Genomic DNA, 23,303 nt, shown 5'->3' with positions numbered 1-23,303 from the left:
GGGCAACCATTTCACAATGTATTGCCCGCTCCTGAAATCCTCCAGAAGAACTAGACAACAACGCCACCGGTGACTCATCCGCAATGCCTACTCACTACGACATCACCCACACCACCATCTACCGCTACAAGACGCCGGTGACTTTTGGGTTGCACCGGGTGATGTTCCGGCCGCGCGACAGCCATGACCTGCGGGTGCTCGCCACCGACCTGCAGGTGAGTCCGCAGGCGCATGTGCGGATGATCCAGGACCCCTATTCCAACTCGATCGCGATGGTGCAGCCGATGGGCGAAGCGACGGAGCTGCGCATCGTCTGCTCGTTCAGCATCGAGCACGTGTCGGCACCGCTGGACACTCTGTCGCTGGACCCGGCCGCGGAAATGATGCCCTTCGCCTATGCGGTGCAGGAGCGGCTCGACCTGGAGCACTACCTGCGCCCCCACTACGAGGATCCGGAGGGCGTGCTGATCCGCTGGGCCCACCAGTTCCTGTACGCCGACGGAGTCAACAGCACGCGCGACGTGCTGTCGCGGATGAACGCGCACATCGGGCAGAGCCTGCGCTATGTCCCGCGCGACGAGGAAGGCACCCAGACGCCGCTACAGACGCTCGCGCTCGGCAGCGGAAGCTGCCGCGACTACGCGCTGCTCATGATGGAAGCCGCGCGGCGCCTGGGCGTCGCGACTCGCTTCGTCTCCGGCTATCTGTATGACTCTGCGCTCGACACGGGCAGCATCGAACCCGGCGACTCCATGACGGGCGCAGGCAGCACCCATGCATGGCTGCACGCCTATCTGCCGGGCGCGGGCTGGATCGCCTTCGATCCGACCAACAACCTCATGGGCAGCGGCGGCCAGCTCATCCGCGTTGGCGTCGCGCGCGATCCGACGTTGGCAGCCCCCATCTCCGGCAGTTGGTATGGCGAACCCGAAGCCTACGATGGCCTCGACGCATCCGTGGTGGTGCGGCGCGTATCGAGCTGACCGATCACGGAAAGATCGTCGGCCGCTCGCTCAGGCGCACGTCGGGTTGCGGCGCTTCCTGGTCCGCCAGGCCGATCCATCCGCCACCCATCGACTTGTAGAGCGCTGCCGCCTTCAGCAGCACATCACCTTGCACCTGGGCCAGTTGCAGCCGTGCGCTGAACAGGCTGCGGTCGGCGTCGAGCACTTCGAGATAGCTGGTGTAGCCGCCCTCGAAGCGTTTGCGTGCCAGCCGCGCGTAGTTGGACAGCGCGCTGACTTGCAGCACCGTCGCGTCAAGGCCTTCGCGCGCGTTGCCGATGCCGATCAGCGCGTTTTCGGTCTCGCTGAACGCGGCCTGCACGTCCTTGCGGTATTGCGCCACCGATGCGCGCTGCTGCGCCTCAGCGCTCTGCACCTGGCCGGCGATGGCGCCCGCCGTGAAGATCGGCACGGCGATGTCGACACCGTAAGTCCAGACACGCGCGGCGCCACCCCACAGGTCGGACAGCGAACGGCTCGCCTGGCCGTACGCGCCGGTCAGGCTGATGGTCGGGAAGTACGCCGCCTTGGCCGCGCCGATGCGCGCGTTGGCTGCCATCAACACTTCCTCCGCCTGCCGGATATCGGGACGCCGCTCCAGCAGATCGGAGGGCAAGCCCGCGGGCACCACAGGCACTGTGAGCTCGTTGACCGCCCGGCCACGGGCGATCGGCCCCGGGTTGCGGCCCAGCAGATTCGACAGCGCGTTCTCCCGCTCCGTGATCGCCTGGTGCAGTGCCGATATGGTCCGCAACGCGGCTGCGTATTCCGATCGGGCCTGGCTGACTTCGACGTCCGACACCACGCCGCCACGGAAGCGCCTTTCGAACAGGTTCAATGTGTCCTTGCGCAGCGCCAGCGTCTCGATGGCCACCTCCAGTTCGCGGTCTTGTTCGCGAAGGTCGACGTACCCGGTCGTGATCGCCGCCACGACCGACAGCACCGTGCCGCGCCGGAAGGACTCGCTCGCCTGCAGCTCGGCCGTCGCCGCTTCTGTGAGCCGGCGGGTGCGCCCGAAGAGATCGATCTCCCAACTCGCGAGCAGGTTGATCTGCGTCGCGTTGTAGGGATTGATCGTCGGCGCCGGGCTGATGGTCTGCTCGCTGGCACGCGTGCGACTACTGGCCGCCTGCGCACCGACCTGCGGAAACAAGGGCGCGCGGGTCGTGCCGAGCGCGCCGTAGAACTGCTCCACGCGCGCCGCGGCGGCGACCAGGTCCTGGTTGTTGCGCAGGCCTTCGCTGATCAGAGCGTCGAGTTGGGGATCGCCAAACTGATTCCACCATGCCGTGTCGGCCGCCGTGGGCGAGGCAGTTTTCGGCTCACCCGTGAACTGAGCCGGAATGACCAGGTCAGGCCGCCGGTAGTCCGGCCCGAGCATGCAGCCCGCGAGCAACACTGCAAGCAACGGCACGGCACCGTTACGGCACATGTTGGCGCGTCGATCCCGATCAATGCGCACCATGGGCACCCCCCTCCCCGTCCGGCCCGGATTCGCGGGCCGGATGAGACACCGCCTTCTTCCCCGCCGCGCGATCGCTGAGCACTTCGAAACCCCAGAAAAACATCGGAATGAAGAAGATCGCGATCGCCGTCGCGCCCAGCATGCCGCCGATCACGCCCGTGCCCAGAGACTGCCGGCTCGCCGCCGAGGCGCCGCTCGCGATCGCGAGCGGAATACAGCCCAGGATGAAGGCCAGCGAGGTCATGATGATCGGCCGCAGGCGAAGCTTCGCCGCACCGACCGCCGCGTCGTAGGGCGACATCCCTTCCTTGTGCCGCAACTCGACCGCGAACTCGAAGATCAGGATCGCGTTCTTCGCGGCCAGGGCGATCAGTACCGTCAACCCGATCTGAAAATACACGTCGTTCTGGATGCCGCGCATCCAGATCGCGGCGATCGCACCGAAGAGCGCGAAGGGCACCGCCAACAACACGCCGATCGGCAAGGTCCATTTCTCGTACTGCGCCGCGAGGATCAGGAACACCATCACCAGCGCGAACGCGAACACCAAGCCGGCAGTCGATCCGGCCTTGCGTTCTTCGTACGCCTGCCCGGACCACGCAAAGGAAAAGCCCTGCGGCAGCACCTCCTTCGCGATGGCTTCCATGGCATCGAGCGCCTGGCCGGAGCTGTACCCGGGAGCGGCATCGCCCGAGATCTTGGCCGCGGTGAAGTTGTTGAAGCGTGTGACGATATCGGCACCTGTCACATAGCGCGTGGTGGCCACCGCCTTCAACGGCACCATCTGGCCGCTGCGGTTGCGCACGTACATGTTCTGCAGGTCCTCAGGCTTGATGCGGTAATCCGGTTCTGCCTGCAGGATGACCTGGAACAGCCGGCTGTTCTTCGGGAACTGGCTGACGTAGAGCGAGCCGAAGAGCGTCTGCAAGGTCGAGTACACGTCCTGCACCGGCACTCCGAGGCTTTCGGACTTGTCGCGGTCCACATCCACGAGCAACTGCCGCGAGCGCGTGTTGATGGTGGAATTCACGCCGCGCAACTCGGGCCGCTCGCGCGACTTCGCAATGATGGCGCGCGTCACCTCCTCGACGCGCTGCAGCGTGGCATCGCCCTCGCTCTGCACCCAGAACTCGAAGCCGCCGGTCGTGCCCAGCCCCGGAATCGAAGGCGGGTTGACCGGGATCATCACCGAGTCCTCGAAGGTCGCGAACTCCGCGCTCGCGCTGCGGATCAGCGCATCGGCCCTGTCGGCCGGCGCCTGGCGCTCCGCGAAGCCCTTGAGCGAAACGAATAGAACGCCCGCGTTGGACTTGAGCTGCGAGTCGATCAGGCTGAAGCCCGGCACCGAGGCCACCGACTGCACGGCCGCCTGCTTGCTGAACCATTGTTGCGCGCGATCGGTCGCCGCTTCGGTGCGGTCCAGGCTGGCCGCGTCCGGCATGATCACCGCGGTGAAGATGTAGCCCTGGTCTTCCACCGGCAGGAAGGTCGACGGCACGTGCCTGAACAGGCCTAGCATGATGGCGATCATCCCGACGATCAGCAGCACCGACATGCCCACGCGCCGGATGGCCAGCCGCGTGGTGGAGGTGTAGCGCTCGGTGAGCCTTTCGAAGCGCCGGTTGAACCAACCGAAGAAGCCCTTCTTCTCGTGCTCGCCCGGCTCCGGCGGCTTCAGCAGGATGGCCGCCAGCGCCGGCGAGAGCGTCAGCGCGACGACGCCCGACAGCACCACCGACACCGCAATGGTGATGGCGAACTGCTTGTAGAGCTGCCCGGTGATGCCCGAGAGGAAGGCCACCGGAATGAACACCGCGCACAGCACCAGCACGATGGCAACCACCGGACCGCTGACCTCGTCCATCGCCTTCTTCGCGGCCTCCTTCGGCCCGAGGCCGAACTCGGCCATGTTGCGCTCGACGTTCTCGACCACGACGATCGCGTCATCCACCACGATTCCGATGGCCAGCACCATGCCGAACAGGGTCAGCATGTTGATCGAGAAGCCCATCGCCATCATGCCGATGAAAGCGCCGAGGATGGACACCGGCACCGCCAGGATGGGCACCAGCGTGGCGCGAAAGCTCTGCAGGAAGATGAAGACCACCAGCACGACCAGCACCACCGCCTCGACGAAGGTGTGCACCACTTCGTTGATCGACTCCTGCACGAACACGGTCGTGTCCAGCGCGATGTCGTAGTCCACGCCGTCGGGGAAGGTGGGCTTCAGTTCGCGAAGAAGCGCCTTCACGTCCTTGGCGACCTGCAGCGCATTGGCGCCCGGCTGCTGGTAAATGGCGATCAGCGTGGCCGTCTTGCCGTTGTACTTGGAGCGGATCGAGTAGTCCTTCGCACCCAGTTCCGAGCGGCCGATGTCCTTGACGCGCACGATCGCGCCCGTGCCCTGCTGCGCACGCAGGATGATGTTGTCGAACTGCGACGGCTCGGTCATGCGGCCGGAGGTCGCGACCGGAATGGTCTGCTGCACCGGCGCGGTCGTGGGCGACGCGCCGAGGCGGCCGGCGGCGTATTGCTGGTTCTGCGCGGCCACCGCGGCCTGCACGTCGGTCGCCGTCAGGCTGAGGCCGGCCATGCGGTCGGGCTTGAGCCACAGCCGCATCGCATAGTCCGGAGAGCCGAAGATCGAACTCTGGTTCGCCCCCGGCACGCGCTTGATTGCATCAAGCACGTTGATGTTGGCGTAGTTCGCGAGAAAGGTCGGGTTCTGGCTGTCGTCGGGCGAATAGATCGCCACGATCATCATGAAGGCCTGCGATTTCTTCGCGACCGAGACGCCCTGGCTGCTCACGGCCGAAGGCAGCGTGGGCAGCGCGAGGTTCACGCGGTTCTGCACGTCGACCTGCGCCAGCGAAGGATCGGTGCCGATCTCGAAGTACACCGACAGCGTCATGTTCCCGGTCGAACTCGACGTGGAGTTCATGTACATCATGCGATCGGCGCCGTTGACCTGCTGCTCGATCGGCGCCGCAACGTTCTGAGACACCACTTCGGAACTGGCGCCCGGATAGGTGGCGCTGACCGAGATCTGCGGCGGCGTGATGTCCGGGAACTGCGCGATCGGCAGATTCAGCATCGCGACCAGCCCTGCAAGCACGAGGATGACCGAGATGACCGACGCGAAGATCGGCCGGTCGATGAAGAAGTGCGCGAACTTCATCGTGCCCCCGCGAGCACGACATCCACACGACGTGCCAGCGCGGGCGAAGCGCCCCCCACGATATTGGCCGGCGCCTTCAGCACGATGCGATCGGGCGGCACGTCGGCCGCCAGCAGCGCATCGCGCACCGACTCGGCGCGCTGCTTGGCCAAGGCTGCATTGCGTGTCATGTCACCGCTCGAATCGACATAGCCATGCAGCTCGACCCGGAGTTCAGGCTTGGCCTTCAACGCGGCAACGACCGCGATGAGACGCGCGTGACCGGTGGCATCCAGCGAAGTCCGGCCGCGATCGAAGTACACGGCATCCTTGTCCGCAGCGGCAGCGACGGCAGCGGCAGCGGCGGCGGAGGGAGCCGCGGCCTTGCCCGACGAAGGCTGCGCGGCCCCAGCGCCGGCCCCACCTGCCGATGCGGAAGACGCCGCCGTCGTTACCTGCGCGATGCCGCTCGCCGGCAGTGACGTCGCGGGCACTTCCTTGGCGCGAACGACCGCGCCTGGCCCCAGCCGCATGAATCCGTCGACCACCACCCGCTCCCCATCCTTGAGCCCGCCGGTCACGAGCCATTGATCGCCCATCCAGTCGCCGACCTGGATGGGACGTTGGCTGGCCTTGCCTTCGCCATCGACCGTCCAGACGAATTCGCCGCGCGGACTTTGCTGCACGGCCCGCTGCGGCACGACGATCGAATTCGGCCGCGTGAAGCCGTGGACCTTGACGCGCACGAACTGTCCCGGCTTCAGGTCTCCCTTGGGATTGGGCACCTCCGCGCGCAGAAGGAAAGTGCCGGTCTCCTGGCTGTACGACGCATCCGCAAAGGTGATGCGCCCTTGCGCCGGAAAACTCGTGCCGTCTGCGAGGACGATCTCGACCGTGTAGTCGTCGTGTGGTGCCTTGATCAGCGTTCCCTTCGCGACCTCGTCCTGCCTGCGCAGCGATTCGTTCTCCGAGAGACTGAAGTTGACCCGCATCGGGTCGAGCTTGGCCACATAGGTCAGCAGGCTGTTAGCCGAACTCACATAAGCACCGTCCTGCACCTTGGCGAACGACGACTGGCCCGCGACGGGCGACGTGATCGTGACGTAGCTGAGGTTCAACTGCGCATCGGTGACCTTCGCCGCGGCGGACTCGACGGCGGCCGCCGCGGCCTGCTCTTGCCCCGTGGCATCGTCGAGGTCCTTGGCCGCCAGTGCGTTGTCCGTGACGAGTGGTTTCACGCGCGCAAGATTGGCGCGCGCGGTGTTGAGGCGTGCCTGCTGCTGAGCCAGCTCTCCGCGCGCCGCCTTCAGGCTGGCTTCGAAGGGCTTGGCGTCCATAAGGAAGAGCACCTGGCCCGGCTGAACGAAAGCGCCTTCGGTGTAGACGCGTCTTTCGAGAAACCCTGAGACGCGCGCACGAATCTCGACCCGCTGCGAGCTCTCGGTCTGGCCCACGAATTCGAAAGTGACGGGCACGGTCTGCGCCTTGACGACCTGCACCGATACGTCGATCGCCTGCGGGGGTGGCTTCTCCGGCTCCTTCTTCGAGCATGCAACAAGGAATGCAAGTGCAAGCGCCGCACTGCACGCGCGAGGCCACGTTCCGACGAGATGCAAACCCATGAGACCGCGCTCCTCCTGCTTCGGAGGGTCGGACGACGGCACTGGAGCAGGCGAGCGACCCGGGCCGAGCCAAGGCTGTTGTTGAATCGCTAATGTCGCCTCAAAGATGGCGATGGGCAAGAAAGTACGCGCCGTTGCAGTCCGGGACTACCTTGCACCTTGTGCCAATTGACGTTCGGTTCGATTTCGTGTTCTCGTGCAGGTGACGCAAACCACGCACGATCCTTGCGAGGGCAGATCCTTGCGAGGACATGCAGTTCGGCGGCGGACTTCGCTGCAGATTTGGAGGAACCAATGAAAACTCTACCTATCGACCTTGCACTGCAAGGCGGCGGCTCCCATGGCGCCTTCACCTGGGGCGTGCTCGACCGCCTGCTGGAAGAACCCTGGGTGCGCCTCGACGGCATCTCGGGCACTTCGGCCGGCGCGATGAATGCGGCCGTACTCGCCTGCGGTCACGCCGCAGGCGGCCCCGAGGGCGCACGCGAAGCCCTGGAGAACTTCTGGCGCGGCGTCTCCGATGCGGCCCGCTACAGCCCCTTCCGACGCGGCTGGACGGAGATGATGACCGGGACCTGGTCGCTCGATAGCTCGCCGGCCTTCGTGGCGATCGAGATGGCGACGCGCCTGTGGTCGCCCTACGACCTCAATCCGCAAGGCATGAACCCGCTGCGCGGCATCCTGGCCGACCTGATCGACTTCGAGCGCCTCGCCTCCTCGCCGATCAAGCTCTTCGTGACGGCGACCAATGTGCGCACCGGCAGAGGGCGCGTGTTCCGCAATGCCGAGATCGGCCCTGACGTTCTGCTGGCATCGGCGTGCCTGCCGACCATGTTCCATGCGGTCGAAATCGACGGGGATCCCTACTGGGACGGCGGATACGCCGGCAATCCGACGATGACGCCGCTGATCCGCGAGTGCCAGTCGAGCGACACCATCCTCGTGCAGATCAATCCGGTCGAGCGTCCGGGCGTGCCGCGCAGCGCGCAGGACATCACGAACCGGCTCAACGAGATCTCGTTCAACTCGCCGCTGTTGAAGGAACTTCGCATGATCGCCCTGCTGCATCAGGTGGCGGACCCCGGCCGCGGCGAAGGCGCTGCCTGGGCGCGCATGCGCATCCATCGCATCGCCACGGAGGCCATGCTGGACCTCGGCTATTCGTCGAAGATGATCACGGAGTGGGCCTTCCTGTGCAAACTGCGCGACGAAGGACGGCACACCGCGAGCGCGTTCATCGATGCGCACGCAGGCGACATCGGCAAGCGTTCGACGCTCGATCTCGACGCCTTGCTGGAAGGAGTCTGAGCCATGGGACTCGCAGGCATCTTCGTAGGCCTCGGCCTGCTCATCTGGCTCTCCTACCGCGGCTGGAGCGTGCTCGTCCTGGCGCCTGCCGCGGCGCTGATCGCGGCGCTCTTCGCGAGCGAGCCGCTGCTCGCGCACTGGACGCAAACCTTCATGAGCTCGGCCGCCGGCTTCCTGGCGCAGTTCTTCCCGCTCTTCCTGCTCGGCGCGGTCTTCGGCAAGCTGATGGACGACAGCGGCTCGGTGCAGACGATCGCGCGCTTCATGACCGAAAAGCTCGGCCCCAAGCGCGCGATGCTCGCGGTGGTGCTCGCTGGTGCGCTCGTGACCTACGGCGGGGTAAGTCTCTTCGTCGCCTTCTTCGTACTCGCGCCCATGGCGCACGCGCTGTTCCGCGCAGCGGACATTCCGGCGCGCCTGATGCCAGCGGCCATTGCACTGGGCACGTCGACCTTCACGATGTCCGCGCTGCCGGGCACGCCGGCCATCCAGAACGCGATCCCGATGCCCTTCTTCGGCACCACAGCCTTCGCCGCACCCGGGCTCGGCGTGATCGCGGCGGCCATCATGCTCGGCTTCGGCATGTGGTGGCTGCGCCGCGCCGAGGGCGGCGCACGCCGGTCCGGCGAAAGTTACGCCCCCGTTGCGGTCGACAAGCACGTGGGCGCCGCCGAAGACCCGGTGGTGCGCGAACGCGCGACGACTTCCGGCAGCTTCGACCCGGCCGAAATCACCCATGGCCAGCATGGCGCTGGCCAGCCGGGCATCGTGGTCGCGCTACTGCCGCTGGTCGTGGTCGTCCTCGTGAATCTTCTGATGGCACTCGTGGTGCTGCCAAGCCTGGACACGAGCTACCTCGAAGAGCCACGGTTCGGCGGCATCACTCTTGCGAACGTGGGCGGCGTCTGGGCGGTGCTTGTCGCGCTGACTGCTGCCATCGTCCTGCTGGTGGTCTTGAATTGGAATCGCCTGCCTTCGCTGCGCGCAACGGTCGACGCGGGCGCGAACGCCTCGGTGCTGCCGGTCGTGTGCGTGGCCAGCCTGGTGGGCTTCGGCGCGGTGGTCGCCGCCATGCCGGCCTTCGAGATGGTGCGCGACTGGGTGCTTGGCATCGGCGGCGGCCCTCTGGTGTCGCTGGCGCTGTCGACCAACATCCTGGCTGCGCTGACCGGATCGGCCTCGGGCGGCTTGACGATCGCGCTCGATGCGCTGGGCGCCACCTACATGCAGTTGGCCGCGACGGCCGGAATCGACCCGGCCCTGATGCACCGCGTGGCGGTGATCGGCGCGGGCACACTCGACAGCCTGCCGCACAACGGCGCGGTCGTCACCCTGCTTGCGGTGTGTGGCACGGGTCACCGCGAAAGCTATTTCGACATCGTGATGGTGGGCATCGTCGGCGCGCTGATCGCGCTGATCGCCGTGATCGCGCTCGGTACAGCCTTCGGATCCTTCTGAAGCGCGCCTGACGCTCAGCCGGCCTTGCGGCGCGCGTGCGAGACCCACTCGTCGGACAGCGCGGCGATACACCGCGCGTAGTTTGCCTCGGCCTGTTCCTGTGTCTCGACAAGGCGGGCCAACTCCGCGATCTCCTCGGGACTCGGCGGCGGCTTGTGGCTCCCGCACATCCAGTCGCCCAGCGCCTCGATGAGTTCTCCGCGTGCCGCGTCGACTGCGAGACGGCTCATGACGACCGCGCGGTGCAGCCGTGTCATTTCGCCTTTTCTCAATCGTTGCACGACGGCTCCCTGAGTGTTCCTTTCCAGACTACTTATGTATTACCTTGTGGGTGTGTAGGTCTATATCGCTTAGGCGGTAGTCATTTCGCCCGGTTGCAGGCCGGACACTCCTTCGCCTTGCGCGCGGGACGCCGCGGCAGGATGATGGCGACCGCCCAAGGAGTCGTCTGACGTCCGCTCGGCCCGGACCTGTTCTTTTTGAGAGGAGCGGCGCCATGAACAAGCTCACATCCCTCTTGCTGTGGCCGGCGGTGGCCATCGTGGGGGCCATCTCCTTCGGCGCGCTGGCGCTGGGGCGCGGCGAAAGCGTCAATGCGGTCTGGCTGGTGACCGCGGCGCTCTGCGTCTACTTCATCGCCTACCGCTTCTACAGCAAGTTCATCGCCGACAAAGTTTTGCGTCTGGACGACTCGCGCCCCACGCCGGCCATCCGCCACAACGACGGCATGGACTACGTTCCGACGAACAAATGGGTGCTCTACGGCCACCATTTCGCCGCCATCGCTGGCGCCGGTCCGCTGGTCGGCCCGGTGCTCGCCGCGCAGATGGGCTACCTGCCTGGAACGCTGTGGATCCTCTCAGGAGTGGTGCTGGCCGGCGCCGTGCAGGATTTCATCGTGCTCTTCGCGTCCGTGCGGCGCGACGGCAAATCGCTCGGCGAGATGATCAAGATGGAGCTGGGCCCCATCCCCGGCACGCTGGCGCTGGTGGGCGTGCTGGCGATCATGATCATCATCCTCGCGGTGCTGGCGCTGATCGTCGTCAAGGCGCTGACCGGAAGCCCGTGGGGCCTCTTCACCATCTTCGCGACCATCCCGATCGCGCTGCTGATGGGCATCTACATGCGCATCATCCGCCCCGGACAGGTCGGCGAAGCCTCGGCCTTCGGCGTGGTGCTGCTCCTGCTGTCGATCTTTCTCGGGCGTGCGGTCGCCGAAAGCCCGACCTGGGCGCCCTTGTTCACGCTCACCGGCCCGCAGCTTGCCTGGGCGCTGATCATCTACGGCGCGATCGCCGCCAGCCTGCCCGTGTGGCTGATGCTGGCGCCGCGCGACTACCTGAGCACCTTCCTGAAGATCGGCACGATCGTCGCGCTGGCGCTCGGCATCTACTACGTCGCACCCATGCTGGCAATGCCGGCGACCACGCGCTTCATCGATGGCACCGGACCGGTGTTCTCGGGCAAACTCTTTCCGTTTCTCTTCATCACCATCGCCTGCGGATCGGTATCGGGCTTCCATGCACTGATCTCCTCGGGTACGACGCCCAAGATGGTCGAGAAGGAATCACACATGCGCTTCATCGGCTTCGGCGGCATGCTGGCCGAATCCTTTGTCGCGGTGATGGCGCTCACGGCCGCGAGCGTGCTGGATCCGGGCATCTACTTCGCGATGAACGCGCCGGCCGCGGTCATCGGCACGACGGCTGCCAGCGCGGCGCAGGTGATCTCAGGGTGGGGCTTCGTCATCACGCCGGAACTGATCACGCAAACGGCCAAGGACATCGGCGAGACCAGCATCCTCTCGCGCGCCGGCGGCGCACCGACGCTGGCGGTGGGCATGGCGCAGATCCTCGGGCAGGCCTTCGGCGGCAAGTCGATGGAGGCGTTCTGGTATCACTTCGCGATCCTGTTCGAGGCGCTGTTCATCCTGACCGCGGTCGATGCGGGCACGCGCGTGGGCCGTTTCATGATCCAGGACATGCTGGGCCACGTGTACAAGCCGCTGGGCAACACGGAATTTCTGCCCGCCAACCTCATCGCCACCGCGCTGTGCGTCGCAATGTGGGGCTATTTCCTGTACCAGGGCGTGGTGGATCCGCTCGGCGGCATCAACACGCTCTGGCAACTCTTCGGCGTGGGCAACCAGATGCTGGCCGGCATCGCCCTGCTGCTCTGCACCAGCGTGCTCGTGAAGATGAAGCGCCAGCGCTACGTGTGGGTCACGCTGGTGCCCACGGCCTGGCTGCTCGTCACCACGCTGACGGCGGGCGTGCAGAAGATCTTCCATCCCGACCCTGCCATCGGCTTCCTTGCACTGGCGCACAAGTTCGGCGATGCGGCCGCGCAAGGCAAGGTGATCGCGCCGGCCAAGTCGATCGAGGAAATGCAGCGCGTTGCCTTCAACAACTACCTCGATGCGTTCGTCTGCGGATTCTTCGTACTGCTGGTGGTCGCGATGTGCATCTTCGCGGCCAAGATCTGCATGCAGGCGCTGAAGCAGGCCAAGCCGACCGCCCAGGAGATTCCGCCACTGACCGGCGCACAGGGAGCCTTGCCATGAGCGACGAACGCGAAGCCGGTGCACAACGCTGGCTGGGCCAGAACATCCGAAGCATCTGCTCCGTGTGCCGCCAGGTCTTCGGCATGCCGGACTATGAGCGCTACCTCGCGCATGCAGCGGGATTGCATCCGGGCGCGCCCGTGTTGTCGCGCAGCGAATACTGCGCGCGGGTGATCGAGCGCCGGTACGGCAAGGGCGGCGCTCGCTGCTGCTGACCTACGCACCGTCGAGCGCGGCCCTGGCCCGGGCCAGCCGCGCTTCGAGATCCTTCACCAGCGCCCTGGCTTCGTCCCCCTCGGGAATCGCCCTGCCGCTGTCGCGCCATTCAACGGCGCTCTTGAAGCCCTCCACCTCCGCATGGCGGCGGAACCACATTCCCTCGGGGTTGTGGCGCGTGATGCCGTCGAACACGGTCGCGAACATCTGCGACTGCTCCAGGCCCATCGAGTGCCAGACCTGGTTGACGACGAGCTTGTGCATCATCAGCTGCGAGCGCGGCACGCCCGCGATGCGCAGCGCCAGTTGCAGCGTGGCTTCGTCGAGTTGCTCGGCGGGCGTCGAGAAGTTGGCAAGCCCCCATTCAGCGGCTTGCGCTCCGGTGATCGTGTCGCCGGTGAACATGAGTTGCTTGGCACGCATCGCGCCGAGGCGGTAGGTCCACATCGCGGTCGTCGGGCAGCCCCAGACGCGCGTGGGCATGTAGCCGATCTTCGCGTCGTCCGCCATCACCAGCAGGTCGCAGCACAGGGCGATGTCGCTGCCGCCGGCCACCGCGTAGCCGTGTACCTTTGCGATGGTGGGCTTGGCGCAGCGCCACAGCGACATGAAGTCGTCGGTGTTGGCCTTCATCGCGGCGTAGTCGAGCATCGGGTCCCAAGGTGTCTTTTCCTGGCGGCAGGGATGGTCGGAACTGCCTTCGAGGTCCTTGCCTTCGGCGTATTCACTCAGGTCGTAGCCGGCGCAGAAAGCCCGGCCGACGCCCTCGACGACGATGACGTGTACTTCGTCATCGGCTTGCGCCCATTCGACCGCGCGCCGGATGTCCGAGGGCGTCGTGTTGCCGATGGCATTGAGCTTGTCGGGGCGGTTGAGCAGCAGCCGTGCGATGCGCGGATGCTGGGCGTCCCTGTCGATGAGAACGGTGTTGAACGCTGGCATGAGGTCTCCTGTACTTGTGGGCAGCAGTTCACGATTTCACTTCACCCGGCCGTTTGGCGCAAAGCGATGTACGACACGGCGGACAAGGAAGCGATTTCGTAGGACCGCAGGAAGCCGCAAATCAGCCGAAGCGTCGTTGCGCGGCGCCAGGCGCCTACACCCGCAGCGGGCCGACGCATCTACGGTAGTGGCAAAGGCAACAGGAGAATCCACCATGCCGCTCGCCATGCCCCAGTCCGACTTCGAGCCCTCCCTGGCGCGCCATCTCAGCGCGTTTCGTTTCCCGACGGAGGTCGAAGCGACACCGCATCACACCCTCCGCTCCAGCGGGCCCGGCGATGAAGACGAAGACGCCGATCCGGTCGGAAGTGAGCAAAAGTTCTCGGCAAGTCAACTGATGATGGTCTATCGCGACCGACGCTGACCTCGCCGATGACCGGAGTGCATACGCACACGGTCTGTCGATGGACAGAGGCAGGTGCCGCGCGCTGGCCGATTCGCCAGCGCCAACGGTTGATGCGCGGCGACGCGGAGTCGTGTCTCATGTCATCAGGCTGCAGCAATGCTTCGGCCCACTGGACACCTTCTATCCACATGACTCGGCGGCCACCATGTACCACGGCGAACGCTTCAACGGATACAGCCACTTGCTCGGGCTGCTGCTGGCGACGGCAGGCTCGGCCGTATTGATCGCAAAGACGATGCCGGACGGCGATCCGGCGAAGATGGCCAGCGCTCTGGTGTTCGCGATCTCGATGATGACGCTCTATGCGGCGTCGACGCTCTTCCACAGCACTCGCGGTCGCATGAAGCTGTTCTGGCAACGGATGGACCACTGCGCGATCTACCTGCTCATTGCGGGCAGCTACACGCCCTTTGCGCTGGTCACGCTGCAGGGCGCATGGGGGTGGGCGCTGCTGGCCGCGATCTGGGGCGCGGCGATCTTCGGCATCGGTCGCGAGCTGCGCCCCGCCGAGCCACCGAAGACATCGTTGCTGCTCTACATGGGCATGGGCTGGCTCGGCGTCCTGGTCGGCGCGCCGCTCATCATGCGGCTCGACAGCGAAGGGCTGGCCTGGCTGATGGTCGGCGCTGCGCTCTATTCGGCGGGCACGGTCTTCTACCGCAATCCCCGGGGGTGGCGTCACGCGCATGGGACCTGGCACATGTTCGTGCTCGGCGGCACGCTCTGCCACTACATCACGGTGACGCAGTTCGTGCTCTAACCGAGCTATCGCTCGCGCACCGGCGCGAGTGCGCCGAGGTAGCCACGCACGCGGTCGTCGCCCATGAGCGCCGCGAAACTCGGCACCTGCGTCACCACGCCTTTCTGCACGAAGATGAATCGCTCGCAGCTCTCGCGCAGGATATCGATGTGATACGGCTCGTTCGGATGCAGGCAGAGGAACACCACGCGCCCTGCGCCCCGCAGCTTCTTGAAGAACTCCAGCATGAAGCCGATGTAGCCGTCCTGCGTGTTGAACTGAGGCTCGTCGAACAGATGCACCAGCGGTGAATCGCTGAGCGAATGTTCGAGCATGAAGTTCGGCCGCGTGCGCTGGAACGAACGTACCTGGTAGGACTGGTGGTAGTGGATCGCCAGCCGGTCGCGCTCGCGCGTTCGCACGCGGTGGATGTCCTGCCCGTTGACCAGCACGTGGCCGGCGTCAGGCAGGTTGCTGCCGGTCATGAGTTCGAACAGCGTCGTCTTGCCCGAGCCGTTGGGCCCGAGCACGCCCACCACGGTGGGCTCGGCGACCTCGAAATCGGCTGCGAGCGAGAACGTGACCTGCGGCCGAATCAGGCCGCGGGTGTATTGCTTGCCGACCTGTACGACGCGGAGAAGCGGTGCACTCATCGTCCTCACACTCCCAGCAGTTGGCGCCGCAGCGTCGCGTCGCGCCGCAGCGCATCGGCCGGGCCTTCGTGGACGATGCTGCCCAGGTTCATCACATACACGCGGTCCGCGACGTCCAGCGCGCTCTGCACGTTCTGCTCGACGACCAGCACCGCGACGCCTTCGGCCTTGAGACGCGTGATCGTCTTCATCACGTCTTGCACCACCTTCGGCGCGAGCCCCTGGCTCGGCTCGTCGAACAGCACGAGCCCCGGCGACCCGAGCAAAGCGCGAGAGATGGCGACCATCTGCATCTCGCCACCGGAGAGGTTTTCGCATTCACGGTGCATGAGGTACTCGAGCGCGCTGAAGATCTCGAAGCACTCCTTCTCGCTCCATGCGCGGAAACGGGACTTCTTGCGCGCGATCGCGAGGTTGCGCGCGACCGTGAGCGTCGGGAAGATGCGTCGGTCGTCGGGCACCCAGCCGACGCCGCAGCGGGCGATTTCGTGGGTGGACGCCCGTGTGATGTCTCGGCCGTCGAAATGGACCGTGCCGACACCGGGCGGCGTCAGGCCGAGGATCGAGCGCAGCGTGGTGGTCTTGCCCGCGCCATTCGGGCCGAGCAACGCAACCACTTCGCCCGCGCCGACGCGCAGCGAAACATCGAACAGCGCCTGCGTCTCGCCATAGTAGGTGTCGATATGGTCGATGGAAAGCAGCGCAGCCTGCCCTGCTTCCGCAAACGGCTGCGCGCGCGAGATGGCGACCGCGCTCATGCGAGCGTCCCCAGATTGGAGCGCGCGACCCACTCGTTCTGCCGCAACGCATCCGGCGTGCCCTGCGCAATGACCTGGCCCCAGTGGATCACCGAGATCCGGTCGGCCAGCCCGAAGAGAAACTTCATGTCGTGCTCGATGATCATGATCGTCAGTCGTTTCCTCAAGCGCGCCACCAGTTCCGCCAGGCGCGCCGTGCCCTCCGCACCGAGTCCTGCCGTCGGCTCGTCGAGGAAGAGCATGCGTGGCTCGGCCGCGAGCGCGACGCCGATCTCCAGCGCCCGGCGTTCGCCATACGACAGGCTCTTGGCCTGCGAGCGCTCCTTGCCCGCGAGACCCACGCTGTCGAGCACCGTTGCGGCGAGGTCCTGCGCGGTGCTGTCCGCGCCCAGGTCGCGCCACGGATTGAATCCTTGCTTGCGCACGTGCGGCGTCGCAATCAGCACGTTGTCCAGAGCCGAGTAGTCGTCGAACAGATTCATGATCTGGAAGGAACGCGAGATGCCCCTGCGTGCGATCTCGCGCGGTGCGAGTCCGGTGATGTCCTCGCCCGCGAAGCGCACGGTGCCCCGGTCAGGCTTGAAGCGGCCCGTGAGCACGTTGAAGCAGGTCGTCTTGCCCGCGCCGTTCGGCCCCATGATGCCGACGAGTTCACCCTCCTCGCAGTCCAGCGTGATGTCTTCGAGCACCACCTGATCGCCGAACCGCTTGGACAGTCCTGTTGCTTCAAACAGCTTCATCTGCACCTCGCTGAACCAATGCCACCGGCACCGCCGCCGTGGCCGCCAACACCCGCCGGCCGGCCGACGGCCGATGTCGCCATGCCTGCCAGATCCCGGCGATGCCATCGGGCTTGAAGATCACCATCGCCATGAAGATGAGGCCATACCAGAGCAGCCACGTCTCGGTGTAGACACCCAGCAAGTCGCGCGCGAGGATGAAGAAGGCCGCGCCGATCACCGGCCCCCAGAAGCTGACGAGGCCGCCGCCCACCAGCACCATCATCACGACGAAGCCCGAGTTGTGCAGGCTCATCACGTTGGGATAGGCCGATTGCTGCGCCATGGCGAACAGCGCGCCCGAGAGGCCCGCCACACCAGCCGACAAGGTGAAGGCCAGCCACTTGTAGAGCCAGACGTTGTAGCCCACGAAAGCGGCCCTCGTCTCGTTCTGCTTGATCGCGCTCAGCACGCGTCCCAGCGGCGAATGGACCACCCGCCACAGTGCCACGAGCACCACGGCGAAGACGGCAAGGCAGAAATAGAACAGCGCGTTGTTGCTTGCAAGGCTGAAGGATGCGAAGCCCAGGTCCACCGGCAGTCGACGGATATTGAGCAGGCCATCTTCACCACCCGTCATCGAGTGCCACTTGTTGGCGACGAACCAGAACACCTGCCCGAAAGCGATGGTGAGGAGCGCGTAGTAGATGCCGCGCCGGTGCGATATGAACAGTGCGACCAGCGCGCCCAGGCTGGCAGCGATCAGCACCGCGCCGAACAGGTCGAACCACAGGTTGGGCCACACCTTGAGTTGCAGCAGGCCGAAGGCGTAGGCGCCGATGCCGAAGTAGGCCCCGTGCCCGAAGGACGGCAACCCCGTGAAACCGAGCAGGAGGTTGTAGCCCAGCGCGAACATCATCCAGATCATGATTTCGAGCGCCAGGTACTGATAGAGCCCCACCTGCGCAATCCACAGCGGCGTGGACACCAGGAAGGCCAGTAGCAAGACCATGGGCGCAGGAAACAGTGCGGCGCGACCAGCAGCGAGTTGCATGAACGACTTGTCTCCAGATTCTTGAAATTTGACGTTGGACAAAACAGAATGTACGTTCTAATATCGAAACGTTCAAGAATATTCATTCTATTTTTTTCGACATGGACCCGATCGCCACCTACGAGCAACTGAAGAACCGGATCGCGCAGGCCTACCCCGGTATGTCGAAGCAGCTGCAGCGCATCGCCCGCCACGCCCTGGAGCGTCCGGATGATCTCGCGCTGGGCACGGTGGCCGCCATTGCCGAAGCCGCCGAGGTCCAGCCGTCCGCCATGATCCGCTTCGCCAACGCGGTGGGCTATGGCGGTTTCTCCGAGATGCAGCAGGTCTTTCGCGGCCATCTGGTGGAGCGCTCGTCGAGCTACCGCGAACGCATCGTGGAGATGCGCCGCAAGCAGACCAACGGCGCGCGCGCGCCGGGCAGCGTGCTGCATCAACTGGCGATGGACTCTGTCGGCGAGCTGGGCCAGCTCGAAGAGATGATCCATGAGGCGGACCTCACGCAGGCCGTCAAGCTGATTGCCAGCGCGCCGCACATCCATGTGCTCGCGCAGCGCCGGGCCTTTCCGGTCGCCGGCTACCTTGCCTACGCGTTGAGCCAGCTCGAACTGCGCACGCACCTGCTCGACGGTGCCGGCGGCATGCTGCGCGAGAGCCTGCGCGCAGTGGCGCCAGGCGATGTGCTGCTGGTCGCCAGCTTTCGCAACTACTCGCCGGAGGTGCTCGACGCGGCGCAGGCGGCGAGCGAGCGCGGCACGGCGGTGATCGCGATCACCGATGGGCCGCTGTCGCCGCTGAAGGCGTCGGCCACGGTCTGCTTCGAGCTGGCCGACGATTCATCGAAACCGTTCCGTTCCCTGGTAGCGCCGTTGTGCCTCGCGCAGGCACTCGTCGTCAGCACCGGACATCTCCTGGCCGAGCAGGCCAGCCACCCGCGGGCCCGCAAGACGCCCGCAGCCAAGAAGCTGTCATGACAAGACCTTTCGATGTCATCTGCATGGGGCGGGCCGCGGTCGACCTCTATGGGGAGCAGATCGGCGGCCGGTTGGAAGACATGCTGAGCTTCACCAAGTACCTGGGCGGGTCGCCGGCCAATACGGCAGTCGGCGTGGCACGTCTGGGGCTCAAGCCCGCGATGCTCACGCGGGTCGGCGACGAGCACAACGGACGCTTCGTGCGCGAGACGCTGGCGGCAGAGGGCGTGGACGTGAGCCATGCGAAGACCGATCCGAAGCGGCTCACGGCGCTGGTGTTCCTCGGCATCCAGGACCGCGAGACCTTCCCTCTCGTCTTCTACCGCGACAACTGTGCCGACATGGCGATCGACGAAGCCGATATCACCCCCGGCTTCATCGCCTCTGCGACCGCCCTGCTGCTCTCCGGCACGCACCTGTCGCAGCCGCAGACCTACCAGGCCTGCCGCACGGCCATTCGGCAAGCGAAAGCGAGTGGGACGCGCGTGGTGCTCGACATCGACTACCGCCCCGTGCTCTGGGGACTGACCAGTCCCGGCATGGGCGAGCAACGCTTCGTGCCCTCGGAGCAGGTCAGCGCGCATTTCCAGACGGTGATTCCGTCGTGCGATCTGGTGGTGGGAACCGAAGAGGAAATCCACATCGCGGGCGGCAGCTCGGACACTCTGACGGCCATCCGCCGCCTTCGCTCGCTCACGGCCGGCACGATCGTGGTGAAGCGCGGTCCCATGGGCTGCGTGGTATTCGACGGCGCCATCCCCGAGCGGATCGAGGACGGCCTGCGCGGTCCGGGCTTCCCCGTCGATGTCTTCAACGTGCTCGGCGCCGGCGACGCCTTCATGGCGGGATTCCTCCGAGGCTGGCTCAAGGACGAGGCGCTGGAACGCTGCTGCACCTACGCCAACGCCTGCGGCGCACTCGTGGTGTCGCGCCATGGCTGCGCGCCGGCGATGCCGAGCTGGACAGAACTGCAGCATTTCCTGGCGGTCGGCTCTCGAACGCGGCGGCTGCGTGAGGACGTGGACCTGGAGCATCTGCACCGCGTCAGCACCCGCACCCGCCGCTGGAAAGAGCTCTGCATTCTGGCCTTCGACCATCGGGTCCAGCTCGACGAACTCGCCGCGCGGCATGGCGGCGGCCGCGAGCGCATCGAGGCTTTCAAATCCCTGGTGGCCGAGGCCGCACGCCGCGTCGCTCGGGCTGAAGCCGATCGCGACCTCGACGCCGGGATGATCCTCGACGCCCGCTTCGGTTTCGACATCCTGCCGGCCCTCACCGGCAAGGGCTGGTGGGTCGCGCGGCCGGTCGAACTGCCTGGCTCGCGGCCCCTGGCCTTCGAGTCGGCCCAGCCGCTGATGCTGGAGATGCGCAACTGGCCGGCCGAGCATGTCGCCAAATGCCTGGTGGCCTGGCATCCGGACGATCCAGCCGCACTGCGCGCCACGCAACTGGCGCGCCTCACCGAACTGCAGGCCGCGAGCGTCGCGACCTTTCACGAATTCCTGGTCGAGGTCATTCCGCCGCGCGACATGCCCGCCGACGACGACACGCTGGCGCGGGCCTTGGGCCAGATCTACGAGGCCGGCATTCGTCCCGACTGGTGGAAGCTCCCACCCTCCGCATCGGCCGAAGCCTGGGAGCGCATCGCCGCCGTGGTCCAGGATCACGACCCGCACTGCCGCGGTGTGTTGCTGCTGGGCCTGGAAGCCAGCGAAGAAGTGTTGCGGCAGGGATTCGAAGCGGCTGCGCCCCATGCGATCTGTCGCGGTTTCGCGGTCGGCCGCTCGATCTTCGCGGATGCCGCCGCCGGATGGTTCGCGCGCCGGCTCGACGACGCGCAGGTCATCGACCACGTCGGCGCCCGTTACGCCGGGCTCATCCGGCTCTGGCGCGACGCCCGGGCCGGCCACACCACCAGTCTCGTTTGAAACTTTCCAAGGAACATCCCATGACCACCGCAAGGATCGGCTTCATCGGCATCGGCATGATGGGGCACGGCATGGCCAGGAACCTGCTCGCGAAGGGCTTTCCGGTCAAGCTCAAGGCGCACCGCAACCGCACCAACCTCGAGGACCTGCTGGCCGCTGGCGCCACCGAGGCCGACACGCACGCGGCCACGGCGACCGATGTCGACGTCGTCTTCATCTGCGTCACCGGGTCGCCGCAGGTGGAGGAGATCGTCTACGGTGCCGACGGCCTTCTCGACGCCGCACGACCGGGACTGCGAGTGGTCGACTGCTCCACGGCCGAGCCATCGTCGAGCGCGCGAATCCGCGCCGACTTTGCGGCCAAGGGGGTGAACTTCATCGATGCGCCACTGGCGCGCACGCCGAAGGAAGCCGAGGAAGGCCGGCTCAACACCATGGTCGGCGCCGACGCCGAGGACTTCGCGGCCATCGAGCCCGTGCTCAAGGCCTTCTGCGAAAACATCTTCCACGTCGGCCCGCCGGGCCATGGCCACGTGCTCAAGCTGGTGAACAACATGATGGCCATGAGCTTCGCGAGCTGCATCGCCGAGGCCTTCGCTGTCGCCGCCAAGTCGGGGCTGGACCTGAAGCGCCTCTACGACGTGGTGTCGGTCGGCGGCGTCAACTGCGGCATCTTCCAGATGATGACCGCCAAGACGCTGGTCGATGGCTCCGTCGACGGCTTCAAGTTCGGTATCGCCAATGCGCAGAAGGACCTGCGCTACTACACCCACCTGGCCGAGGCCCTGCCCGTGTCGAGCTTCATGGGCGAGGCCACGCACCAGAGCCTGGTCCAGGCCGTGAACCTGGGCTTCGGCGACAAGCTGATCGCCTCGCTCTTCGAGGCCCAGGAAAAGATCAACGACGTGAAGATCGTTCCGCGCTAGTCCATACCAACTGCAGGAGACAAACACCATGAGCAAGACAGACAACCCATCGGATTCCCGCCGCAAGCTGCTCAAGGGCGCCGGCCTCGCGCTCGCCGGCGCCGGTCTCTACGGCGTCGCCCCGTTCATGGGGCCGTGGAAGCACAACCGCGTCTGGGCGCAGTCAGCGCAGAAGAAGCCGCTGGTGATCGGGCTCACGATGGACACCTCCGGCATGTACGCAGCCTCCGGCGGCGAGGAGCGGCTGGGCGCGATGATGGCGATCAAGGAGTTCAACGACAAGGGTGGCGTGCTCGGCCGGCGCATCGAGGCGATCCACATGGACACCGAGACCACCCCCGCGACAGGCTCGCGCATCGCCGAACGCATGATCACGCGCAACGAGGCCGCCTTCCTGATCGGCGCGGTGCACTCGGGCGTGTCGAACGCGATCTCGCAGGTGGCGCAGAAGTACGGCACCGTCTTCCTCAACACCAACTCCAGCTCACCTACCGAGGCCGGCAAGGACTGCCACCGCACCAAGTTCGTCTGGGACGGCAACGGCACCAATTTCTCCAACGCGATCGTCAAGAACGCGATCACGGCGAACGGCCGCAACTGGGTGCTGCTGACCAACGACTACGTCTGGGGCCACACGACCTCGAAGGCCACGCGCGACATCGTCGAGGCCAACGGCGGCAAGATCATCGACGAGCTGTTGATTCCGCAGAACACGCGCGACTTCTCTTCCTATCTGCTGAAGCTTCAACAACTCAAGCCCAACGTGGTGGCCACCGCGGTCGGCGGAGACGACATCAAGGCGCTGCGCCAGCAGGTGGTGCAGCTCAAGCTCAACGAATCGATGGCCTGGATCAACAACCAGCAGGACTGGCCCGACGTCTATGGCCTCGGCCCCGACGCGATCTTCGGCGTCTTCGGCACCACCTGGTACTACCGGCTCGACCTGCCGGGCGTGAAGGAGTTCGTCGCCGCCTACCAGAAGCAGTACCCGGGCGTTGCGATCCGCGTTCCCGGCAACGTCTATCACAACACTTACATGGCGACGCGCGAGCTGCTGCGCTGCACCGAGGAAGCCGGCACGACGCAGAACATCGCGGTCATCAAGAAACTCGAAGGCCGGCAGATGAAGGCGGTGGACCGGCTGCAGCACTTCGACGCCTGGATGGACCCCGTCACGCACCAGTGCCAGCAGACCATCTACATGGCGAAGTACAACGACAAGCCGGTGGAGAAGGACGACATCTTCAAGATCATCACGCAGGCCAATCCGAAGGACGTGATGGACACGCAAGCGCAAGGCACCTGCAAGCTCGAGAGCTACGACGCCACGCCGAGCTACGACGTCTGAAAA

General features: G+C 65.8%; 20 protein-coding genes. 11 read left to right on the top strand and 9 right to left on the bottom strand.

Going from position 1 to position 23,303, the window contains the following annotated elements; all coding sequences use genetic code 11:
- The first annotated feature begins 83 nt into the window (after positions 1-83).
- Positions 84-983 (top strand): transglutaminase family protein, encoded by a 900-nt coding sequence (locus QTI24_RS03195; protein ID WP_286598272.1) that lies wholly within the window; start codon positions 84-86, stop codon positions 981-983.
- A 4-nt stretch (positions 984-987) separates the two neighbouring features.
- On the opposite strand, the gene QTI24_RS03190 is transcribed toward QTI24_RS03195, so the two are convergent.
- The 3 genes from QTI24_RS03190 to QTI24_RS03175 are packed head-to-tail and all read right to left on the bottom strand — an operon-like array spanning position 988 to position 7,248.
- Positions 988-2,469 carry an efflux transporter outer membrane subunit gene (locus tag QTI24_RS03190; RefSeq protein WP_286598271.1) on the bottom strand — a complete coding sequence of 494 codons (1,482 nt, stop codon included), beginning with the start codon at positions 2,467-2,469 and terminating at the stop codon, positions 988-990.
- Positions 2,456-5,647: an efflux RND transporter permease subunit gene (locus tag QTI24_RS03185; protein ID WP_286598270.1), complete on the bottom strand. Its 3,192-nt coding sequence runs from the start codon at positions 5,645-5,647 to the stop codon at positions 2,456-2,458. Before QTI24_RS03185 ends, QTI24_RS03190 begins: the two co-directional genes overlap by 14 nt.
- Complete coding sequence (locus QTI24_RS03175) at positions 5,644-7,248, bottom strand: efflux RND transporter periplasmic adaptor subunit (RefSeq protein ID WP_353506078.1); 1,605 nt, start codon at positions 7,246-7,248, stop codon at positions 5,644-5,646. Before QTI24_RS03175 ends, QTI24_RS03185 begins: the two co-directional genes overlap by 4 nt.
- Before the next feature lie 294 nt (positions 7,249-7,542).
- On the opposite strand from QTI24_RS03175, the gene QTI24_RS03170 reads away from it, so the two are divergent.
- A complete protein-coding gene (locus QTI24_RS03170) occupies positions 7,543-8,556 on the top strand; it encodes a patatin-like phospholipase family protein (protein WP_286598269.1) in 1,014 nt (337 codons plus the stop codon).
- Between the two features lie 3 nt (positions 8,557-8,559).
- A complete protein-coding gene (locus QTI24_RS03165; RefSeq protein WP_286598267.1) occupies positions 8,560-10,014 on the top strand; it encodes a GntP family permease in 1,455 nt (484 codons plus the stop codon).
- A 14-nt stretch (positions 10,015-10,028) separates the two neighbouring features.
- On the opposite strand, the gene QTI24_RS03160 is transcribed toward QTI24_RS03165, so the two are convergent.
- Complete coding sequence (locus QTI24_RS03160; protein WP_286598266.1) at positions 10,029-10,271, bottom strand: hypothetical protein; 243 nt, start codon at positions 10,269-10,271, stop codon at positions 10,029-10,031.
- A 239-nt stretch (positions 10,272-10,510) separates the two neighbouring features.
- Here QTI24_RS03160 and QTI24_RS03155 point away from each other — a divergent pair, with 239 nt between their 5' ends.
- Both QTI24_RS03155 and QTI24_RS03150 read left to right on the top strand, forming a co-directional pair.
- The gene (locus QTI24_RS03155) at positions 10,511-12,577 is read left to right on the top strand and encodes a carbon starvation CstA family protein (RefSeq protein ID WP_286598265.1); all 2,067 of its coding nucleotides are present in this window, start codon (positions 10,511-10,513) and stop codon (positions 12,575-12,577) included.
- Entirely contained in the window at positions 12,574-12,792 is a 219-nt protein-coding gene (locus QTI24_RS03150; RefSeq protein WP_286598264.1) for a CstA-like transporter-associated (seleno)protein, read from the top strand. Before QTI24_RS03155 ends, QTI24_RS03150 begins: the two co-directional genes overlap by 4 nt.
- Before the next feature lies 1 nt (position 12,793).
- Here QTI24_RS03150 and QTI24_RS03145 read toward each other — a convergent pair whose 3' ends face one another.
- The gene (locus QTI24_RS03145; protein ID WP_286598263.1) at positions 12,794-13,735 is read right to left on the bottom strand and encodes a crotonase/enoyl-CoA hydratase family protein; all 942 of its coding nucleotides are present in this window, start codon (positions 13,733-13,735) and stop codon (positions 12,794-12,796) included.
- A gap of 214 nt (positions 13,736-13,949) precedes the next feature.
- On the opposite strand from QTI24_RS03145, the gene QTI24_RS03140 reads away from it, so the two are divergent.
- Together QTI24_RS03140 and trhA are read left to right on the top strand one after the other, a co-directional pair.
- Positions 13,950-14,159: a hypothetical protein gene (locus QTI24_RS03140; RefSeq protein WP_286598262.1), complete on the top strand. Its 210-nt coding sequence runs from the start codon at positions 13,950-13,952 to the stop codon at positions 14,157-14,159.
- A gap of 187 nt (positions 14,160-14,346) precedes the next feature.
- Positions 14,347-14,961 (top strand): PAQR family membrane homeostasis protein TrhA, encoded by a 615-nt coding sequence (gene trhA, locus QTI24_RS03135; protein ID WP_286599252.1) that lies wholly within the window; start codon positions 14,347-14,349, stop codon positions 14,959-14,961.
- A 5-nt stretch (positions 14,962-14,966) separates the two neighbouring features.
- Here trhA and QTI24_RS03130 read toward each other — a convergent pair whose 3' ends face one another.
- From QTI24_RS03130 to QTI24_RS03115, 4 genes are read right to left on the bottom strand one after another with little or no spacing between them, the layout of a single operon-like run.
- The gene (locus tag QTI24_RS03130) at positions 14,967-15,593 is read right to left on the bottom strand and encodes an ATP-binding cassette domain-containing protein (RefSeq protein WP_286598261.1); all 627 of its coding nucleotides are present in this window, start codon (positions 15,591-15,593) and stop codon (positions 14,967-14,969) included.
- A gap of 5 nt (positions 15,594-15,598) precedes the next feature.
- On the bottom strand, positions 15,599-16,351 hold the full coding sequence (locus QTI24_RS03125; protein WP_286598260.1) for an ABC transporter ATP-binding protein: 753 nt from the start codon (positions 16,349-16,351) through the stop codon (positions 15,599-15,601).
- Positions 16,348-17,091, bottom strand: a complete 744-nt coding sequence (locus tag QTI24_RS03120) for an ABC transporter ATP-binding protein (RefSeq protein ID WP_286598259.1) — start codon at positions 17,089-17,091, stop codon at positions 16,348-16,350. The genes QTI24_RS03125 and QTI24_RS03120 overlap by 4 nt, the downstream gene beginning before the upstream one ends.
- The gene (locus QTI24_RS03115) at positions 17,078-18,124 is read right to left on the bottom strand and encodes a branched-chain amino acid ABC transporter permease (protein WP_286598258.1); all 1,047 of its coding nucleotides are present in this window, start codon (positions 18,122-18,124) and stop codon (positions 17,078-17,080) included. Before QTI24_RS03115 ends, QTI24_RS03120 begins: the two co-directional genes overlap by 14 nt.
- A 101-nt stretch (positions 18,125-18,225) precedes the next feature.
- On the opposite strand from QTI24_RS03115, the gene QTI24_RS03110 reads away from it, so the two are divergent.
- Genes QTI24_RS03110 through QTI24_RS03095 form a run of 4 tightly spaced genes read left to right on the top strand, consistent with a single transcriptional unit; the run spans position 18,226 to position 23,300 of the window.
- Complete coding sequence (locus QTI24_RS03110; protein ID WP_286598257.1) at positions 18,226-19,098, top strand: MurR/RpiR family transcriptional regulator; 873 nt, start codon at positions 18,226-18,228, stop codon at positions 19,096-19,098.
- Positions 19,095-21,026: a bifunctional 5-dehydro-2-deoxygluconokinase/5-dehydro-2-deoxyphosphogluconate aldolase gene (locus tag QTI24_RS03105; RefSeq protein WP_286598255.1), complete on the top strand. Its 1,932-nt coding sequence runs from the start codon at positions 19,095-19,097 to the stop codon at positions 21,024-21,026. The genes QTI24_RS03110 and QTI24_RS03105 overlap by 4 nt, the downstream gene beginning before the upstream one ends.
- 20 nt (positions 21,027-21,046) lie before the next feature.
- Positions 21,047-21,952 (top strand): NAD(P)-dependent oxidoreductase, encoded by a 906-nt coding sequence (locus QTI24_RS03100; RefSeq protein WP_286598253.1) that lies wholly within the window; start codon positions 21,047-21,049, stop codon positions 21,950-21,952.
- 28 nt (positions 21,953-21,980) lie between these two features.
- A complete protein-coding gene (locus tag QTI24_RS03095) occupies positions 21,981-23,300 on the top strand; it encodes an ABC transporter substrate-binding protein (RefSeq protein ID WP_286598251.1) in 1,320 nt (439 codons plus the stop codon).
- Positions 23,301-23,303: the final 3 nt, after the last annotated feature.

Source organism: Variovorax sp. J22P240, assembly GCF_030316855.1.
In the GTDB taxonomy this organism is placed as follows: Bacteria; Pseudomonadota; Gammaproteobacteria; order Burkholderiales; family Burkholderiaceae_C; genus Variovorax.
Note: the sequence above shows the minus strand (reverse complement) of the source record. Positions and strands in the feature narration are given on the sequence as shown.

Bases quoted from the DNA above. Each gene is read 5' to 3' on its own strand.
- QTI24_RS03160 (WP_286598266.1), bottom strand. From the start codon at position 10,271: ATGACACGGCTGCACCGCGCGGTCGTCATGAGCCGTCTCGCAGTCGAC.
- QTI24_RS03150 (WP_286598264.1), top strand. From the start codon at position 12,574: ATGAGCGACGAACGCGAAGCCGGTGCACAACGCTGGCTGGGCCAGAAC.
- QTI24_RS03130 (WP_286598261.1), bottom strand. From the start codon at position 15,593: ATGAGTGCACCGCTTCTCCGCGTCGTACAGGTCGGCAAGCAATACACC.
- QTI24_RS03175 (WP_353506078.1), bottom strand. From the start codon at position 7,248: ATGGGTTTGCATCTCGTCGGAACGTGGCCTCGCGCGTGCAGTGCGGCG.
- QTI24_RS03110 (WP_286598257.1), top strand. From the start codon at position 18,226: ATGGACCCGATCGCCACCTACGAGCAACTGAAGAACCGGATCGCGCAG.
- QTI24_RS03105 (WP_286598255.1), top strand. From the start codon at position 19,095: ATGACAAGACCTTTCGATGTCATCTGCATGGGGCGGGCCGCGGTCGAC.
- QTI24_RS03125 (WP_286598260.1), bottom strand. From the start codon at position 16,351: ATGAGCGCGGTCGCCATCTCGCGCGCGCAGCCGTTTGCGGAAGCAGGG.
- QTI24_RS03140 (WP_286598262.1), top strand. From the start codon at position 13,950: ATGCCGCTCGCCATGCCCCAGTCCGACTTCGAGCCCTCCCTGGCGCGC.
- QTI24_RS03170 (WP_286598269.1), top strand. From the start codon at position 7,543: ATGAAAACTCTACCTATCGACCTTGCACTGCAAGGCGGCGGCTCCCAT.
- trhA (WP_286599252.1), top strand. From the start codon at position 14,347: ATGTACCACGGCGAACGCTTCAACGGATACAGCCACTTGCTCGGGCTG.
- QTI24_RS03185 (WP_286598270.1), bottom strand. From the start codon at position 5,647: ATGAAGTTCGCGCACTTCTTCATCGACCGGCCGATCTTCGCGTCGGTC.
- QTI24_RS03120 (WP_286598259.1), bottom strand. From the start codon at position 17,091: ATGAAGCTGTTTGAAGCAACAGGACTGTCCAAGCGGTTCGGCGATCAG.
- QTI24_RS03165 (WP_286598267.1), top strand. From the start codon at position 8,560: ATGGGACTCGCAGGCATCTTCGTAGGCCTCGGCCTGCTCATCTGGCTC.
- QTI24_RS03190 (WP_286598271.1), bottom strand. From the start codon at position 2,469: ATGGTGCGCATTGATCGGGATCGACGCGCCAACATGTGCCGTAACGGT.
- QTI24_RS03115 (WP_286598258.1), bottom strand. From the start codon at position 18,124: ATGCAACTCGCTGCTGGTCGCGCCGCACTGTTTCCTGCGCCCATGGTC.
- QTI24_RS03145 (WP_286598263.1), bottom strand. From the start codon at position 13,735: ATGCCAGCGTTCAACACCGTTCTCATCGACAGGGACGCCCAGCATCCG.
- QTI24_RS03155 (WP_286598265.1), top strand. From the start codon at position 10,511: ATGAACAAGCTCACATCCCTCTTGCTGTGGCCGGCGGTGGCCATCGTG.
- QTI24_RS03100 (WP_286598253.1), top strand. From the start codon at position 21,047: ATGACCACCGCAAGGATCGGCTTCATCGGCATCGGCATGATGGGGCAC.
- QTI24_RS03095 (WP_286598251.1), top strand. From the start codon at position 21,981: ATGAGCAAGACAGACAACCCATCGGATTCCCGCCGCAAGCTGCTCAAG.
- QTI24_RS03195 (WP_286598272.1), top strand. From the start codon at position 84: ATGCCTACTCACTACGACATCACCCACACCACCATCTACCGCTACAAG.